General features: G+C 40.2%; 17 protein-coding genes. All 17 read right to left on the reverse strand.

Translation table 11 applies throughout. The annotated features are described in order from the left end of the window. Positions 1–17 precede the first annotated feature (17 nt). The 17 genes from pstA to NGR58_RS05545 all read right to left on the reverse strand — a co-directional run bounded on the left by pstA (position 18) and on the right by NGR58_RS05545 (position 16,046). Positions 18–911: a phosphate ABC transporter permease PstA gene (pstA, locus tag NGR58_RS05465; protein WP_258088604.1), complete on the reverse strand. Its 894-nt coding sequence runs from the start codon at positions 909–911 to the stop codon at positions 18–20. 1 nt (position 912) lies between these two features. After that, positions 913–1,830, reverse strand: coding sequence for a phosphate ABC transporter permease subunit PstC (pstC, locus tag NGR58_RS05470; protein ID WP_258088605.1), 918 nt, complete (start codon positions 1,828–1,830; stop codon positions 913–915). A gap of 12 nt (positions 1,831–1,842) precedes the next feature. Further along, positions 1,843–2,715, reverse strand: a complete 873-nt coding sequence (locus NGR58_RS05475) for a phosphate ABC transporter substrate-binding protein PstS family protein (protein WP_258088606.1) — start codon at positions 2,713–2,715, stop codon at positions 1,843–1,845. Positions 2,716–2,814: 99 nt separating this feature from the next. Beyond that, entirely contained in the window at positions 2,815–3,972 is a 1,158-nt protein-coding gene (locus NGR58_RS05480) for a hypothetical protein (RefSeq protein WP_258088607.1), read from the reverse strand. Between the two features lie 112 nt (positions 3,973–4,084). Next, positions 4,085–4,864, reverse strand: coding sequence for a TIGR01457 family HAD-type hydrolase (locus NGR58_RS05485; protein WP_258088608.1), 780 nt, complete (start codon positions 4,862–4,864; stop codon positions 4,085–4,087). A 1-nt stretch (position 4,865) separates the two neighbouring features. Then, on the reverse strand, positions 4,866–5,537 hold the full coding sequence (locus NGR58_RS05490; RefSeq protein WP_258088609.1) for a YutD family protein: 672 nt from the start codon (positions 5,535–5,537) through the stop codon (positions 4,866–4,868). 17 nt (positions 5,538–5,554) lie between these two features. Continuing rightward, positions 5,555–6,931, reverse strand: a complete 1,377-nt coding sequence (locus NGR58_RS05495; RefSeq protein ID WP_258088610.1) for a bifunctional metallophosphatase/5'-nucleotidase — start codon at positions 6,929–6,931, stop codon at positions 5,555–5,557. Positions 6,932–6,935: 4 nt separating this feature from the next. Continuing rightward, positions 6,936–7,556, reverse strand: coding sequence for a metallophosphatase (locus tag NGR58_RS05500; RefSeq protein WP_258088611.1), 621 nt, complete (start codon positions 7,554–7,556; stop codon positions 6,936–6,938). 15 nt (positions 7,557–7,571) lie between these two features. Beyond that, positions 7,572–8,024, reverse strand: coding sequence for a phosphoesterase (locus NGR58_RS05505; protein ID WP_258088612.1), 453 nt, complete (start codon positions 8,022–8,024; stop codon positions 7,572–7,574). Between the two features lies 1 nt (position 8,025). After that, complete coding sequence (locus tag NGR58_RS05510) at positions 8,026–9,123, reverse strand: aminopeptidase P family protein (protein WP_345791601.1); 1,098 nt, start codon at positions 9,121–9,123, stop codon at positions 8,026–8,028. A gap of 39 nt (positions 9,124–9,162) precedes the next feature. Beyond that, on the reverse strand, positions 9,163–10,269 hold the full coding sequence (menC, locus tag NGR58_RS05515) for an o-succinylbenzoate synthase (RefSeq protein ID WP_258088619.1): 1,107 nt from the start codon (positions 10,267–10,269) through the stop codon (positions 9,163–9,165). Between the two features lie 30 nt (positions 10,270–10,299). Continuing rightward, a complete protein-coding gene (gene menH, locus NGR58_RS05520; RefSeq protein WP_258088614.1) occupies positions 10,300–11,103 on the reverse strand; it encodes a 2-succinyl-6-hydroxy-2,4-cyclohexadiene-1-carboxylate synthase in 804 nt (267 codons plus the stop codon). Further along, complete coding sequence (menD, locus tag NGR58_RS05525) at positions 11,100–12,779, reverse strand: 2-succinyl-5-enolpyruvyl-6-hydroxy-3-cyclohexene-1-carboxylic-acid synthase (protein WP_258088615.1); 1,680 nt, start codon at positions 12,777–12,779, stop codon at positions 11,100–11,102. Before menD ends, menH begins: the two co-directional genes overlap by 4 nt. Beyond that, positions 12,769–13,950, reverse strand: coding sequence for an isochorismate synthase (locus NGR58_RS05530; protein ID WP_258088616.1), 1,182 nt, complete (start codon positions 13,948–13,950; stop codon positions 12,769–12,771). The genes menD and NGR58_RS05530 overlap by 11 nt, the downstream gene beginning before the upstream one ends. Positions 13,951–14,155: 205 nt before the next feature. Next, positions 14,156–15,346, reverse strand: coding sequence for a DUF2075 domain-containing protein (locus tag NGR58_RS05535; RefSeq protein WP_258088617.1), 1,191 nt, complete (start codon positions 15,344–15,346; stop codon positions 14,156–14,158). A gap of 119 nt (positions 15,347–15,465) precedes the next feature. Beyond that, the gene (locus NGR58_RS05540; RefSeq protein ID WP_258088618.1) at positions 15,466–15,819 is read right to left on the reverse strand and encodes a YisL family protein; all 354 of its coding nucleotides are present in this window, start codon (positions 15,817–15,819) and stop codon (positions 15,466–15,468) included. Positions 15,820–15,953: 134 nt separating this feature from the next. Further along, positions 15,954–16,046 carry an IS3 family transposase gene (locus NGR58_RS05545; RefSeq protein WP_407077141.1) on the reverse strand — a complete coding sequence of 31 codons (93 nt, stop codon included), beginning with the start codon at positions 16,044–16,046 and terminating at the stop codon, positions 15,954–15,956. Positions 16,047–16,048 lie beyond the last annotated feature (2 nt).

A 16,048-nucleotide genomic window follows, 5' to 3' on the forward strand; every position in this document is an offset into this window, starting at 1 on the left:
AATGACCGTCCTCTTTTCTATTTTGTCGCTGTTAGACGTTTATACAAAACGTTACTCAAGAACCGTGCAAAGAAATTAAATAACAACACGGCAATAATCAAGACTGCAGAAGCACCGGCTGAAACAGCTGCTGCATCTGGCATAATACCTTCTGAATTGACCTTCCAAATATGCACCGCCAAGGTTTCAGCTGGTCGCATAATATTTAGGGGACTCGCCGTATTAAATGGATTCCAATCACCAAAATCCAAAGCTGGTGCAGATTGCCCCGCAGTGTAGATCAATGCGGCGGCTTCACCAAAGACACGTCCGGCCGACAAAACAACTCCGGTTACAATCGATGGCACGGCTGCGGGTAAGATGATGTGACCTACCGTCTCCCAACGTGAAAGACCTAATGCAGCTCCAGCTTCTCTTTGTAAATCAGGAATACTACGGAGAGACTCTTCAACTGATCGTGTTAATAGCGGTAAGTTGAAGAATGTTAATGCAATGGCTCCTGATAAAATCGAGAAGCCTAATTTGAATTGCACAACAAATAATAAGAAACCGAACAGTCCCACAACCACGGAAGGTAATGACGACAAAATTTCGATAGCTGTTCTAATGAGCTGAATCAAGCGGCTCTTTTGATTAGCATATTCATGCAAGTAAACCCCTGCTCCCAACGCAATTGGGAAAGAGATAAGCATAGTAATAATCAGTAAGTAAAACGAATTGAACAATTGTACGCCGATACCACCACCAGCAGTAAAGGCGGATGATGATGACGTTAAGAAGTGCCATGATAAATGAGGAACACCTTGAACAAGAATGTAACCAACTAATGCTGCCAAAATCAATATAACCAAGCCAGCAATTGTATATAAGATGATGCTTGCTAATTTATCACTTTGTTTTGGGTTTAACATCTTACATTGCTCCCTTCTTGGCGATTGCTCTCATAATGATATTAAAGACTAATGACATCAATAGAAGAATCAATGCCAAACTCCACAAGGCATTGTTCTCTAACGATCCCATCACCGTGTTTCCAATTCCTTGCGTCAGGATAGATGTCAATGTTGACGATGGTGACGTTAGACCCTTTGGCATCAAAGGCGCATTACCAATGACCATTTGAACAGCCAAAGCTTCACCAAACGCACGAGCCATACCGAATACCACTGCTGTTAAAATTCCTGGTGTTGCTGAACGCAAAATAACTTTATAAATCATTTGCCATCTAGTTGCACCCAATGCCAATGCTGATTCACGATAGTGGCGCGGCACAGATTTCAAAGTATCGACTGTCATTGATGTCACTGTAGGCAGAATCATAATAAATAGCACCATGGCCCCTGCTATGATACCAAAACCAGAACCGCCAAAAATATGACGCATAACTGGCACGATTACTGATAGTCCAATAAAACCATAAACAACTGATGGAATACCAACCAATAGTTCAGTAACCGGGCCTAAAATTTTGGCTCCGTGCTTGGGAGATATTTCTGTCATAAACACTGCTGTACCAATCGCAAATGGAGTTGCAACTAATGCTGCAATCAATGTTACCAAAAATGATCCAGTGATCATTGGCAAAGCACCAGTTAAGGGTTGTCCCTGTGCATTTGTTTGGCCAGGGGCCCACTTTTTACCGGACAAGAAATCCCAAAGATTGACCTTGTTGGTAAAAAATGTCGCCAAGCCTTTTGAAGCAACAAACAAAAATATTGAGATAACAACGACAACAATCAATAATAGTGCCGAAAAAGTAATCACACGAGCAAATCGATCTTTCTTAGTTGCCTTTGATTTCTTTAATAATGATTCACGAATTGAATCCATGGCCTAAACTCCTTAATCTACTGTACTTAACTTACCATTTTCATCACGAGAGACCTTCATATCATGAACTGATATATATCCTAATTTTGGTACTAGCGTTTTTTGAATATGTTTTGAATCAATATAAGCTAGGAACTGTTTAACTTCTCCTGTTGGTTGACCATTGGTATAAATATGCTCATAAGACCAAATTGGCCACTTACCTGAAATAACATGCTCATTCGTTGGGGTAACACCATCAATTTTTGGTGCAACCACTGAATCATTCAGATAACCAAATGAAGCATATGATATTGCGCCCGGAGTTGAACTGACCATTGATTGGACAGTTCCCGAAGATTCTTGTTCTTGAGAGTCAGCTGATTTAGCGCCATCAAGTCCCCATTTTTCAAAAGTAGCCCGTGTTCCTGAGCCAGTCACACGATTAATAAGAATAATTGGCAAATCAGCACCACCAACTTGGCGCCAATTTGTCACCTTTTTTGTAAAAATTGCAATCAATTGCTGTTTGGTTAAATGATCGACCTGGGCTTCTTTATTGATCATTGGTGAAATACCAACGACACTAACCTTATGGTCGACCAATTTTTTATCATTGATAGCGTCTTTTTCACCAGCGAACATATCTGAATTGCCCAAATCGACTGCACCTGACTGAATTTGTGCTAGACCGGTACCAGTACCACCACCTTGCACGTTAACGTAAACGCCCTTATTTTCACTAGCAAAATCCTCTCCTGCTGCCTCTACTAGTGGCTGTAATGCTGTGGATCCTACTGCTGTGATATTTACGCCATTATCTTTTTGTCGCGTTGCGTAGCCAAACGTTAATAGGCAGACTGCAACAATCACGATTGCAGCACTTATCAACCAATTGCGTTTCATTAGTGAACGCCTCCTAAATTTATTTTGCTATGACCATACATTTATTATCCCTAATCTTTGTAAATGTGATACCTGTTTTTTGTAAATTTTTCCTTTACATTAACCATTTTGCCAAATAACCGTCCAACATTGGCGTGGACATAATATTTGTCGTTGCTGACTGACGACGCTTAATGGCTTACTTGGCTGTATCGCCATTTGCCATTCAGTCAGTCTGACTTTGAATTTTTGCTGATTCAAATGGACTGTTAACTCACGTTTTCCTAATAACGGCAATTGCGGCCAATCAACAATCACTAATTGACCATTAATCATATAACCACCAATTAATTGCCGCCAGAATCCAGTCAGCACTGACTGCCAGTCACATTGCCAATCCAGACAAGTAAAATCTCCAGTAACATCTAATGGCGGTGCCCATAATAAATCTTTGATTTCTTGAATTGATTTTCTGAGATAGATTTCATACATTAACCGCTGATATAATCTCGCCCAGCGATAATCCTTCTCCCAGGCAATCGCAAATAATTGCCAGTAATGGTGCCATAATTCCCGTTGCTGTCCAAGTTTTTCTTTAAATAAATGTGTCTCTAATACTAGTCTATCATGTGACACATAAAATGTTTGCTGACCAATTTGTCGTAATTGGCCATTGCTTGTCCAATCCACTTGCCTGGCTTGATTTGAAAGTGACAGTGCCATGGGCATCGCTTGATTAGTGGTCATTGTGATTCGTTGCCCTAACCATTGTTGCATCCCAACTGAACGTAAATTTAAAATAGTTAGCTGACAATGATTGGTTAATGCATATGTCGTCAGTTGACAGCCATACAAATACTCCTCACTTATACTCCAAATAGATTGATCATCAATTGTGATATCTTGTTGATTGACAGAAATTTTCACCAGAGGTATTGGTATCTTGGCGTCCATTTTGTCATTGAGACCGTAACAACGCCGTTCGCACCATTGCGCACTGTCATTGATTTCTAACCACTGCGTTGTCTGTTTTATAGTAACCCGCCAAGATTTTGCCCATTGATAAGCCCAAAGTTGTGTTAAGATGGTCCATTTTGTCTGGTTATTTTCGGCAAAGCCCTCATCCATAATTTGTATATAACCATTTGCATCAAGTTTCTCACAGGCTAAAGTTAATTTATCATATATATTTTGATAATTGGCGTCTGTCCAATGTCCTAAAAATTGATCATTGCTATAAATTGCCGTTTTCCTAAAACAAAATACGATTTTTTTCATCAATGTACCCTCAGCACAATTTACTATGACATTGATTATATAAAAATAGTTTATAAAATAAAACGCCAGCACTAGCTAATTTTTTATTAACCAGACTGACGATACGTCGATGTTATTTTTCAATGGTCCAATCATCTAATGAATCAACCCAATGTGTCGGTTGTTTGGCTTGCTGCAACACATCAGCTTTTTTCGAGACACCTGAATATACTAATAATGTATCTATGTCCGCACTTAACCCGGCTTTGATATCTGTATTATAGTTATCTCCAACCATAATTGCTTCATCACGTTTAAGTTGCAGTTTTTCCAGGGCACCATCCATAATAATATGCTCTGGTTTACCGATGACTACTGGTGCTGGTCTCACCGCAGTTGCCAAGAAGGCAACCACCGAACCAGCCCCAGGTACCATCCCCCGCTCGGTTGGCAAATTAGTATCTGGATTCGTTGCAACAAACATTGCCCCTTGTTGAATCGCTAAGGTACCTTGCAGAATTTTTTCATAAGTAACTGATCGATCTAAACCAATGGCCACTGTATCTGCCGGTGCTTCCGTCACTAATTCAAATCCCTTGTCTAATAAAGCTTGTTCAAGACCTTCCTCACCAATCATTAGTACCCGATGAATATGGTCAAACTTTGCTAAATAGTCAGCCAACGCCATACCAGAAGTATAAACTTGCTCAGGAGTTGTTGGAATCTGATGATTATTAGTTAAATTTTCAGCGACGGCTTCCGGCGTTTTCGTTGAATTATTAGTAACAAACAAATATTTTGTATCATTATCTGCTAGCCGACTGATAAAACGACGGCCACTAGGAATTTTTTTGTTTCCTTGATAAATCGTACCATCTAAATCAATTAAATAACCATCATACTGTGTTGCCATATTATTCTTTTCCCTTTGTCTTATTTTTTGACCGCTCTCTTACTTGGAAGTGACGACGTTTCTTTGAACCAGAAGTAGCCACAGAATTTGACCGGTTAGCCACGTGTTTTTCAGGATGATTTCCTGAGTTAACTTTTTCTTTCGTGGCTGGCGTATTTTTACGCTTTTTATTATCGTGATGCTGATTACCATGGTTATGTTGCTTGTTTCCATGTTTAGCTTTTGCACTACCGTTATTGCCATTACGATGTTGACGACGACGGCGCTTAGGCTTGGCATTTTCCTTTTCTGCTGGGTCAACAACTTCGTGCGGATCCAAATTTTCTAATACAAAGTAGGGTGCCCCAAAATTTGCTTCTTCATACAAAAAATCTTGTAATGATGAAATTTGTTGGCTCCGGGCAATGCCCTTGGTCCCATCCTTGTAAAATCCTTGTAACCGTAACTGGTCCGCTGCAATATCGCCCACGATAAAATCATACTTTTCTAGGAAATCACTAAAACGCGCTGCCATCTTTTGTTGATCATAAGCATCTCGATAGTTTTTTAACAATCGATAGGGTCGCTCATTGATAAAGATATCTTCCGGCGTATCCCCCGTTGTAATTGCTGTACTAGCTTGGCGTTCAATAAATTGCGCATCAGCTAGTTCTTTCATGCGTTCTCGATTCATAGTTTTTCTTTCTATAATTATGGTGCAAATTCCTTATGTAGGTAATTTGCAAAGTCTTCTCTTAATACAGTATCGTACGATAACGTATTTTGGCCCATAATTTCCAAGGTTGGGAAATATGGAATAAACAAATAGTGGTCCAAACCGCCAATTGTATAATAGGTATCCATTTCAATTGGTTGGTCATGAATCCAGACATCGCCATTGTCATCAACAGTTAGACCTGACCAAACAACTCGACCCCACAAATTACCACGGAATCCCATGCCCTTTAAACTATCATTCTCCAAAAAACGTTGATTTTTCATCACTTCATGTACCAAACGCCATAATTCACGTCCCTGTAAAATCGTACGCATTGGATGAACGGCATGCGGTAATAAAGCATGCAAATCATTAGCTGTCACAACACCAGCAGGTAAGTCATGTAAAAACATTCCCGTTGATAACATGGCAATGTCAGTTTTTGTACGATCCATTAATGCAGCCAAGCCCAAATCAATCAACTGATGATCAAATCCTAACTCCATATGATAATCGGCTGGCAAAGTAGCAACCACTCGTTTGGTCAATTGTTCTTCACCACTCGCCTGATAACCATTGATTTCTACTTCATCACCATAAACAGGAGGTAAATCATCCGTTACGATTGTACGAGCTTGCATATTAACCAATTTGCCATCGTCAAATTCAAGATCAATGCGCCCAATATGATCACCATAACGGCCCGCTGCTGCAAGTAATGAGTTAGCATGCTTCTCACCATGCTCTAGTAAGTGGTGAGTATGGGCACCAATGATTACTTGAATCTCACTATATCTTTCAGAAATATAACGGTCCACTGGTAGTCCTAAATGAGAAAGCAAAATATTAAAATCTGTTTTACCAGCTAATTTCGGTAATATTTTAGCTAGCGCAACATCAACTTGTTCTGGCGTCCATCCTAATAAGGGATAAGTCAACTCAAATGGTGCCGTAAAGCCTAAAACACCGATACGAGTACCTTTATGAGTTGTAATAATGTGATATGGGATTGCCCAACTAGGTAATTCATCAGTCTGTTGATCACGTAAGTTGCCTAAAATGACCGGAAATTTAGCCTCATCATACAAATGATTAAGCTGATCATGGTTTAACCCTAATCCCTCATTATTACCAATGGTAACGCCATCGTAACCAATTTCATTCATTAAGCTAACATTCGCTTGGCCAAAAGTTGCTTCAGTTAGTGGATGTTGTCGATCCATAAAATCACCAATATCAAAAGTTAAGACACTACGTCCATCTCTAATTAATTGACGTTTGCGAGTCAACAAATGACGGCGAATTTTTGGCCATCGTTCCAAATGGGAATGCAAGTCATTGGTATGGAGAATTGATATTTTATCCGACATTCTTTTACCTCCGTTTTGCAAAATCGTCTTTTTTACGCTGCATCATCATTTCAATCTCTTCTAAAGACAAGGGACTGCCCCAAGCTGGCTTTTCACTGGTTGTTAAGTAATCTAAATCAGCACTATCAACGCCAACATTAATATTTTCGGGGACGGCTACCATCGTATGATGAATGTGTCCATGTAAATTGATACTATTTTGCGTTTGACCCAAAATCAACGGATAGTGTGTCAAAAAGAATTGATGATGATTAGCCTTCACGATACGGCCAACATCCTCAAAATCAAATTTTACGCGACCATCTGCTAAAACAGGATTATGTGCCGTTAAGTATTTAAACAATGATCGTGAATCATGGTTACCTTTAATAAACACAATATGCCCCTGCAGTTGATTTAAAATGTCCGCCACTAGTTCATGAGCAAGTTTCTCTGGACGGACATGATTCATCATGGCGATATCACCAAGATGATAGACCGTATCATTTTCATCAACCCGCTGGTTCCAAACTTTAATCAACCCGGCATGTTCATCCGCTAAATTATCATATGGACGTGGTGAAAAATGTTGGCTTACTAATAATTTCTCATGATAGAAATGGGTATCTGCCGTAAAAAAGTCCATCATCAACCTCTTTTCTTAACGCAACTTACCACCAGCGTAACTATTTAACCACTGAACTAACTGAGAAAAATTCTCCGGATACTCATTATAACCAATGATTTGCCGTGGCTTTTCATCATCAGACCACTTCATCGTTAAGCCCCATTCTTTTACTGGTCCTGGGACTTGTTGCTGATATTCTGACTGCCAATCAGCCGTAATCATTGTCAGTTGACGCTCAACATTTGGCCACTGGAAAGTAATGTTCTGCCAAACTGATGAAAACTGACGTAAATCCTTATCAGTTAAAATTTTCAAGTGATTCTCTTGTGAAAAATCAAAACTATCTGCTGTAATATCCATGATGGATGCACCAAGGCTTGCTGGCGCATTCACATAGAATGCGTGATCCGCCACTTTCTTAGCATAGATGTAATCAAACCCTGTTGCTAAATTTCCTTGATAAAAAGTTAAGTATTCTAATGCCATATTATTTATCAATCACAATCAAATCGGTTGTGATGCCCTCAGTCAAGTTTTCAAAGCCGTCTGATGTTACGATAACATCATCTTCTATTCTAACGCCACCTTTGCCACTAAGATAAATGCCTGGTTCAATTGTTAAAATCATGCCCGCTTTAACTTGGTCTTCTGCTGGTGCATGTCCCGAAAGAATTGGTCCTTCATGAATATCTAGTCCCACACCATGACCTGTCGAATGTGTGTATTGCTCACCATAACCAGCTTCGGTAATAATTTGACGAGCCACATCATCCAAGTGACTGACTGAAACCCCATCCTTAGTAGCGGCAATGGTTGCTTTTTGTGCACGTAACACGATGTCATAAATCTTCTGTGATTCATCATCTAATTTACCAAAAGCAATCGTACGAGTAATATCAGAAGTACAGCCATCAACATAATAACCAAAATCAATTGTCACTAACTCGCCCTCAGCAATTGGCTTATCTGAATAAGTACCGTGGGGTAAAGCACCACGATATCCCGACGCAACAATTGTATCGAATGATGGCTTATCAGCACCATGTTGTTTCATTTTATAATCTAATAAGTTAGCAACTTCACGCTCAGTCATACCAACGTGTAATTCCGATAATAAGTCATTAAAGCCAGCCACCGCAACATCAGCGGCATGACGTAACTTATCTAATTCACTATCATCTTTAATTTCTCGTAATGCTTCAATCAAATCGGGTACTGGGGCAATATCAGTCCCAACAAAATTTTCATCAATATAATCAAAGTCCCGGAAAGCCAGGGTATCTTCAAATCCCAATTTTTCAATTTTAAAACGACGTGCCGCAGCCATGGCGACACCCCAGTAATTACGGGTCACTAGTAATTCAACACCTGCTGGTAATTGATCACGATAGGCATCTTCATACCGCGAATCTGTAATCAAAGCTGCCTTTTCAGGGCCAACCAAGACAAGTCCATCCCCAGTACCACCAGTAAAGCCCGTCAAATATTGCATATTAGTACCATCAGCCACTAACACCCCATCAATTTTTAAGGGTGTAAATACTTGTCGTACATTTTCAATTCTCGTTGTCATAGTAGCCCTCATTTCTATATTACTTCTATTATATCAAATTGTAACACTTGCTTATTGGTAAACAATTGGTTCATGTACTAGATATTTGGTCACCGTTGGCCAATCAATTGACACACCGATACCATTTTCGGCAGGCAAAGGTAAGGTACCTTGTTGCACATATGGTAAATTTTTCCCAATATCAGCTGCAAAATAATGGTCAAATTGGGCACTATCAGCCGGCACTTGGTTTGCTCCTGGTAAACTAGCTAACGCTAAATCCACCGCTCGCCCCAAACCACTACCTAACATGCCACCTATCCATGGATTCAGTTGGGCCTGTGTTGCTGACATAATTGCTTGGCGTGCTGATGCAATACCACCCAATTTGCCTTGCTTAATTGTTAACGCCCGCGTTGTCTGATTTGCAATGGCGTATTTGGCATCGGCTAAACTATTTAATGACTCATCCAAACTCAACTGTAATTGCGTTAATTGCTGTTGGGCAAATTTATGTTCCGTCCAGTCGTTGGCTTGAAACGGCTGCTCAATCAAAGCTAATCCAGCCCGATCTAACGCTTTTAACCGCTCAATATCAGTCATCGACCATGAAGCATTAGCATCCAGTGAAAACATTTGGTCTGGGAATTCTGCCACTAATTGTCTAATGGCTGGAATATCTGTCTGTTGATCAATTTTAATCTTTATCCGTTGATAACCTTGCTGATTCATATTGCTGACTAAATGGGACGTTTGTTGCCAATTGGTCTGCATACCAACAACCGAACTAACAGCAATTCGGTGTTGCTGCCCGCCCAACATCGTCCAAAGTGGTTGTTGTATCTGTTTACCATAGGCATCCCAAAACGCCATTTCAATAGCAGCCTTTGCAAATGATTGATCCGCCTGATTCGCTAACCATGTCGCAACCGCAAACGGTGTATCAAAATAACGGGATAGCAATTTTTCGCTCAAACGTTTCACCACGGATAAAGACTGAAGATGCGTTTCAGGCGCATATTGGTTATCGGCAAATGATTGAATTTCACCATAACCCGTGATGCCATTCATTAAGGTGATCGCAACTAACGTCAATGGCCGCTTTAAAGTTGTGCCATGAGCCGTTTTAAATGGCGATTTCATCATCAATGCTAGCGGATAAATCTCGACTTTTTTCACCTGCAAACCAAACACCTCCAAAGATGCAAATTAATTATTAATAGCAGTCAAAATAGCAGTCACTTGATTGGGGCGTTCGAAATGAACGTTATGTCCTGCTTGGGGCACTTGCTGCCATTGGACGTTAGGTAATCGCTCCTGCATATTTTTATTGATATGAGTAAATTTATAATCACCCGTCCCAGTAATTAAAGTAACCGGTAGTTTCACATACGCTAATTCAGGCCATAGATTAGGCATCGCTCCCGTACCAAAAAAGCGTAGTGAATTGGCAACATTTTGTGCATTTTGATGAATACGTTGCTCATGCATAAATGATTGTTGCTGCATAGACATATTCTGTTGACTTTTAAAGAGTGGTAACTGCTCCCATTCATCAATAAACGTTGGCATACCGACCTGCGCCACATGTTCTGCCTTATGAGTATCTGCAATAATACGTTGTTGCCGCATTGGTTGCGTTGGTAATCCAGCCGTACCGCTTTCTAAAACCAAATGATTGATCCGCTCAGGCACCATTACCCCCATTGCGAGCGCTAATCTAGCACCCATTGAATACCCCACTAAATTTACCTGGTCAATGGCTAGTTTATCTAGTAATCGACAGATATCGGTCACTTGTTGCCGAACCATAAAGCGTTTTGGTTGCTTCACAGTCTGGGATTTATTCCCAAATCCAAATAAGTTCAAATAGATACGCGTACCCGTAGGAACAATGCCTTGATAGTCCACCAAACTCCCCATAAAGCCATGTAAAAATAGCCAGGTAGGTCGACCAGTGCCTTGAATTTCTAGTTCGTACTCGTAACCATTGATTGAGACCTTCTTTTTCATGATAAAGCCTCGTTAATCACCGTGGTCAAATTACGATGAGCGGCAACATTCTTTTGACGATTACTCTGAACTTCAATGATACGCAAGCGAGTAGCTGGCTTGCGTATTAAGTCTGATAATGTTGCAAGATCTTCAACTAATTTATATTCGGCATCATACAAACGGGCAACTCGTTCGACCACGATTGGTAATGGCGTCCCAAACATTGGTTCAAAGTATGATGCTGCCTCAGACTGTGGCAAAAATGAAAAAATACCACCACCCTGATTATTAACAACGACAATCGTCATGGGCACATGTGCCTGATGACTTAACATTAATCCATTCATATCATGGAACAATGTTAAATCACCCGTTAATAAGGTCGTTGGCTGCCCAGACATCGCCATCCCAAATGCCGAAGAGACTGTACCATCAATCCCATTGGCACCACGATTAGCAGCAATCTGCAGCCGTTGCTTAGGGACAAAATAATTATCCATATCTCTGACTGGCATTGAATTTGCAATAAATAACTTGGCATTTTCAGGTAATTCTGCTAATGCCGTTGGCACTTGATACTCGACGGCATTAGCTACTTCTGTTGTCACAACTGACATTAGTTTGTCGGTCAAACCTTGCCACTTTTTCAAGAAAGTCGCATTCTTAACGCCCGGTTCAGCTAATAAATCAGATATGACGGTATCGGGGTCCGCAACCACTGTCGTATGCGTATGACGGCCATGATCATGACCCGCATGTTCTTGACCAACTTGAATAACTGGAATTTCTTTCTCACGTAACCAGGTAATGACTTTGGCCGAAACTGGTGTGCCACCAAAACGTAGGATAACATCCGGTATCAGTGAGTCATCAATGACGTCAGCTGCTATTAAACTATCAATACCATTAACTGCATACTTACTTGGACGGAAATTACTCAAAATATCAGCCAAAACAGGTAGTTGATAGTGAGCTGCTAATTGTTCTATTTTTTCAGTCTGCCAACCAATTTCATCTGGTCCTAATAGCATCATGGCCTTTGGCTTTCGTAACAATGCAGCAATGGCTTGAATGTCTTGCCACCCTGCTTGACGTTGTCCAACTAAAATTCTTTGTGGGGTCACATCGGGCCATGCTTCATCCAACTTGGGCATCAGTGGCTTTCGTAAGGGTAAGTTGATTTGTATGGGCCCCATTGGCTGTGTTAATGCACGACCAACTAATTCCTGCACATGATAATCAATATACGCTGTCACATCTTCATGATCATCTTGCATTTCAATAGCGGCATACTCCTTCGTATGCTCACCATATAAATGTTCTTGATGGACCGTTTGCGGTGCACCGATTTGTTGTAATTCGGTTGGTCGATCGGTTGTTAAGGCAATCAATGGAATATGTGAAATACTAGCTTCCATGAAGGCTGGTAAATAATTACCAGTCGCCGTTCCTGAAGTAGCCAATAACACAACGGGCTGATGCGCGGTTTTAGCAATTCCTAGTGCAAAAAAGGCTGCCGAACGTTCATCGACATCAACTGTGACACGCACGTCATCACGAACCTGTTGCATTTCTGCTAGTAACAATGCCACCGGGGTCGTTCTTGAACCCGGTGAAACCACAAAGTCATGCACGCCTTGTAAAACAAGGGATGTTAGTAAATGTTTAATGTTACGTGTTAAGCTATCCGTCATTTTCTGTTTGCTCCTTCAATAAATTCATCATTGGTAATAATTTTAAGGCTGTTTCCTGGTACTCCATTTTTGCATCTGAATCAGCTAAAATACCTGCGCCAGCAAATAAAGTCGCCAAATTTTCACGGTACCACATCGATCTAATACCAACAATAAATTCACCATCTCCATCAGGCTCGATTATCCCAACTGGTCCACTGAATAGACCTCTTGGGTGTTTTTCAATCTGGTCAATTTCTGCAAGCGCCCAATCACGTGGCTTACCACCTAGTGCAGGTGTCGGATGTAGTGCTGCCGCAATCTGTAATAGGTTTGATTCAGGTGCTAATTGACCAGTAATTGGCGTATACAAATGTTGTACTTGTGGATTCTTCATGATTTGTGGTTCATTTGGTACTGTCAATGCTTGCACTTGTGCCGCTTGGAGGCGCTCCTTAATGGTGGCAACGACCGTTTCATGTTCAATCCGATTCTTTGAGTCATGCCACAATGTATCAGCTAACGCTTGATCACTCGCCCTATCGGTACCACGCTTAATCGTACCCGCAACAGCAGCTGTTGCTAATTGACCATTAGTTATTTTAATTAATCGTTCCGGTGTTGCGGAGACAAACAGCTCATCACAATGTTTTAAAACAAAGTGATAGCTCATCGCTTGTGAACTTTGTAACTCTTTGAGTAATCGTTTTTCATCTAATGGATCTGATAAAGTAACTTGACGCTGACGTCCCAACACAACTTTCGCATGTTGTTTATTTTGCTCCATATCGTCAATTGCGTCTTGAACGCGTACTGGCCAATCGACTTCGTCCGTAATTTGTTCAATGGTGGTATTAAAACTGGTTTGGTGTCGCACCAAATCAATTGGTTGGCCAATGCTTTTATGATTAACGACATCATAGACAACTGCTGGTTGTATGAAATAACCATTCATCAATTCTGAATCAGCGATTTGCTGGTCATCAAAGGCAAAGCCACCAAATACTGGTTTGTGCTCATCCTTTTTAAGGGTCGTTAACCACTCTTGTACCTGATCAAAAGAAGCACCAATTAATTCAGCCTGTTTTCCAAAACCATAATACTTTCTCTGTCCATCAGGTGTTGCAAAATAAATCGCATCACTAGCTAATGCAAACGTATTTTGTAGCTCTTCTTCCGTCAAAAATCCCACTATGATACCTCACTTATTTTTAATAATTGTTTCACTATTGCAACGATGGCTTTGATATAATCCTACAATTTGTTACCCATTGAGCAAACTTTAGCGTATACTAAATTCATACGGGATAACAGTAGCGTAATACCCCTAACTGTTTTCCTGTATCCAAAGCATGGAGTGGTTGGGACAGATAACTGTCCTAACCACTTTTTGCGTTTCATAACCGCTCAAGACGTTGCCGTAGGTCGTCATCTGCTGCCGTCAAATATAACCCCCTGGTGCCACGCGTTAATAAAACATTCAACACATGAAACATAACTGATTGTTTCATCTGCTGCATGGCTTTTTCATCAGTAATATGAGGTGTTCTCTTGTATATTTCACGATGCGTCACTTTATCTGTATCAATATATAATTGATCATTGGTCTCATCATATCTAAAAGGTGGACCTAAAATTACCCCCGCATAATTCAAATCAAATCCTTGAATGGTATAAATTGATCCAACCTCATGAATAGACTCTGGCCGTTCTGCCCAAGGAGTCGTCTGGACATCATATTCATCCCAAGGTAAGTCAAAATCGTCGAGATAAACATTGTGTTCGGTTGCTGTTCGTTTAATAAATCCTGTCGTTGCTAACATCCGCGACAATCCAAATGACTCGTTTTTCTCCTTGATCAGTTCATACATGTCAGCTGCTCGCGAGAAAATTCTTAAATCGTAGTCTCCCAAGTCTTTTGGTAAGGCTGATAGCTGTCCAGTTGCGAGCGCTTTTATCCAAGCTTGTACACTAGCTGGTGCTTGCATACGATACTGCATCGTTAGATTAAATGTTTGATGCGGATACGGCGCTAGGCACTTTTCTAATAATGACCGATTCCAAAACATTTTTGATTGCATAACTTGTTGAAAATCAAACACAACAATCACCACTTTTGCCAGTTTAATTAATTCGCTCAACTGGTTATCCTGTTTAAATCGAATATAGGGTTCAGGCTTAGAAAGTAGTAAATGGCCTTCATCAACAACAATCACATCATAACGTCGGTTATTTTTATGTGCCTGATTAATTAAAGACGTTGGTCGGATATAGTCGCCCTTTTTTAAACTAGGAATGGTTGTCGATAACTCTTGGTAAACCTTCAGTAACTCAGGATGATTCACTGTAAATTTATTTTTCAATCCATAATATGGGCTGGTTGGATTTTTAGCCCCCGTCTGTAATTTTTCAAATAATTTTGTTAAGATGACACTTTTCCCAGTTCCGGCAGCTCCTTCAATGACGGCAATACTAGACTCGGATTGTTGCAATTGTTGTTGGATGAATCCCTCTATCTTAGTTAATTGCTGCCTTTGATTTTCTGTCAAAGCTGTTACATTAAATTTTTCTACTGCAGAATTTTTCATAATTCTAGTATACAATATGCAAACAAAGATTCACGGACCATTTCACTGATTATAAAATCCAAAGCAACTAAAAAAAGCTGAAACATTATGCTGTTTCAACCTTTCATCAAATTAAATATTTAAAAAGGGAAGCCACTTGCTAAGTAAATGCCAAATAATCCTAACAATAAAATTAGAATTATCATGCCTATCGCAAAGTTTCTGTTTAACCGTTGTTGCTTTTTCTTAGCAAAGCTCATTTCGATAATACCCATCAATAAGATAGCAAAAATGATTTTAACAATTGTTAATACTGGACTTGATTGATAAGCATATTGAAACAGCCCGATACCTGTTATGATGGCCACGATGTAAGAAAGACGAGCAATCATCATACTAATGACACTCACCTTCTGATTCGAGCTAAAAACTGCGATTGCCGCAACGATAATTAAGACGATCCATGTCACAAAATGAACCCACATATTTACCATAACTATTCCCTCCTGAAGAAATACTCTCTCTATCGTACACCTATTATTAGAGAATGGCTCCCCCCCTTTAAATAAATTATCGATAAATAACAAAAAGGTTGAAATGAACTGAACCCCAAAAATTGGAGAGAAGTTTAAGCAACTAGCTGGTCGGAAAGATTTCGGTATTGAACCGGAGTTTTTCCGGCCAGTTTTGTTTTAATCCGTTTATTATTGTAGTAATAGATAT

Source organism: Weissella fangxianensis, assembly GCF_024718545.1.
Taxonomy (GTDB): Bacteria; Bacillota; Bacilli; order Lactobacillales; family Lactobacillaceae; genus Weissella; species Weissella fangxianensis.

Excerpts from the sequence above, each read along its gene's own strand:
- pstA (WP_258088604.1), bottom strand. The coding sequence starts at position 911 with ATGTTAAACCCAAAACAAAGTGATAAATTAGCAAGCATCATCTTATAT.
- pstC (WP_258088605.1), bottom strand. The coding sequence starts at position 1,830 with ATGGATTCAATTCGTGAATCATTATTAAAGAAATCAAAGGCAACTAAG.
- NGR58_RS05475 (WP_258088606.1), bottom strand. The coding sequence starts at position 2,715 with ATGAAACGCAATTGGTTGATAAGTGCTGCAATCGTGATTGTTGCAGTC.
- NGR58_RS05480 (WP_258088607.1), bottom strand. The coding sequence starts at position 3,972 with ATGAAAAAAATCGTATTTTGTTTTAGGAAAACGGCAATTTATAGCAAT.
- NGR58_RS05485 (WP_258088608.1), bottom strand. The coding sequence starts at position 4,864 with ATGGCAACACAGTATGATGGTTATTTAATTGATTTAGATGGTACGATT.
- NGR58_RS05490 (WP_258088609.1), bottom strand. The coding sequence starts at position 5,537 with ATGAATCGAGAACGCATGAAAGAACTAGCTGATGCGCAATTTATTGAA.
- NGR58_RS05495 (WP_258088610.1), bottom strand. The coding sequence starts at position 6,931 with ATGTCGGATAAAATATCAATTCTCCATACCAATGACTTGCATTCCCAT.
- NGR58_RS05500 (WP_258088611.1), bottom strand. The coding sequence starts at position 7,556 with ATGGACTTTTTTACGGCAGATACCCATTTCTATCATGAGAAATTATTA.
- NGR58_RS05505 (WP_258088612.1), bottom strand. The coding sequence starts at position 8,024 with ATGGCATTAGAATACTTAACTTTTTATCAAGGAAATTTAGCAACAGGG.
- NGR58_RS05510 (WP_345791601.1), bottom strand. The coding sequence starts at position 9,123 with ATGAGGGCTACTATGACAACGAGAATTGAAAATGTACGACAAGTATTT.
- menH (WP_258088614.1), bottom strand. The coding sequence starts at position 11,103 with ATGAAAAAGAAGGTCTCAATCAATGGTTACGAGTACGAACTAGAAATT.
- menD (WP_258088615.1), bottom strand. The coding sequence starts at position 12,779 with ATGACGGATAGCTTAACACGTAACATTAAACATTTACTAACATCCCTT.
- NGR58_RS05535 (WP_258088617.1), bottom strand. The coding sequence starts at position 15,346 with ATGAAAAATTCTGCAGTAGAAAAATTTAATGTAACAGCTTTGACAGAA.
- NGR58_RS05540 (WP_258088618.1), bottom strand. The coding sequence starts at position 15,819 with ATGGTAAATATGTGGGTTCATTTTGTGACATGGATCGTCTTAATTATC.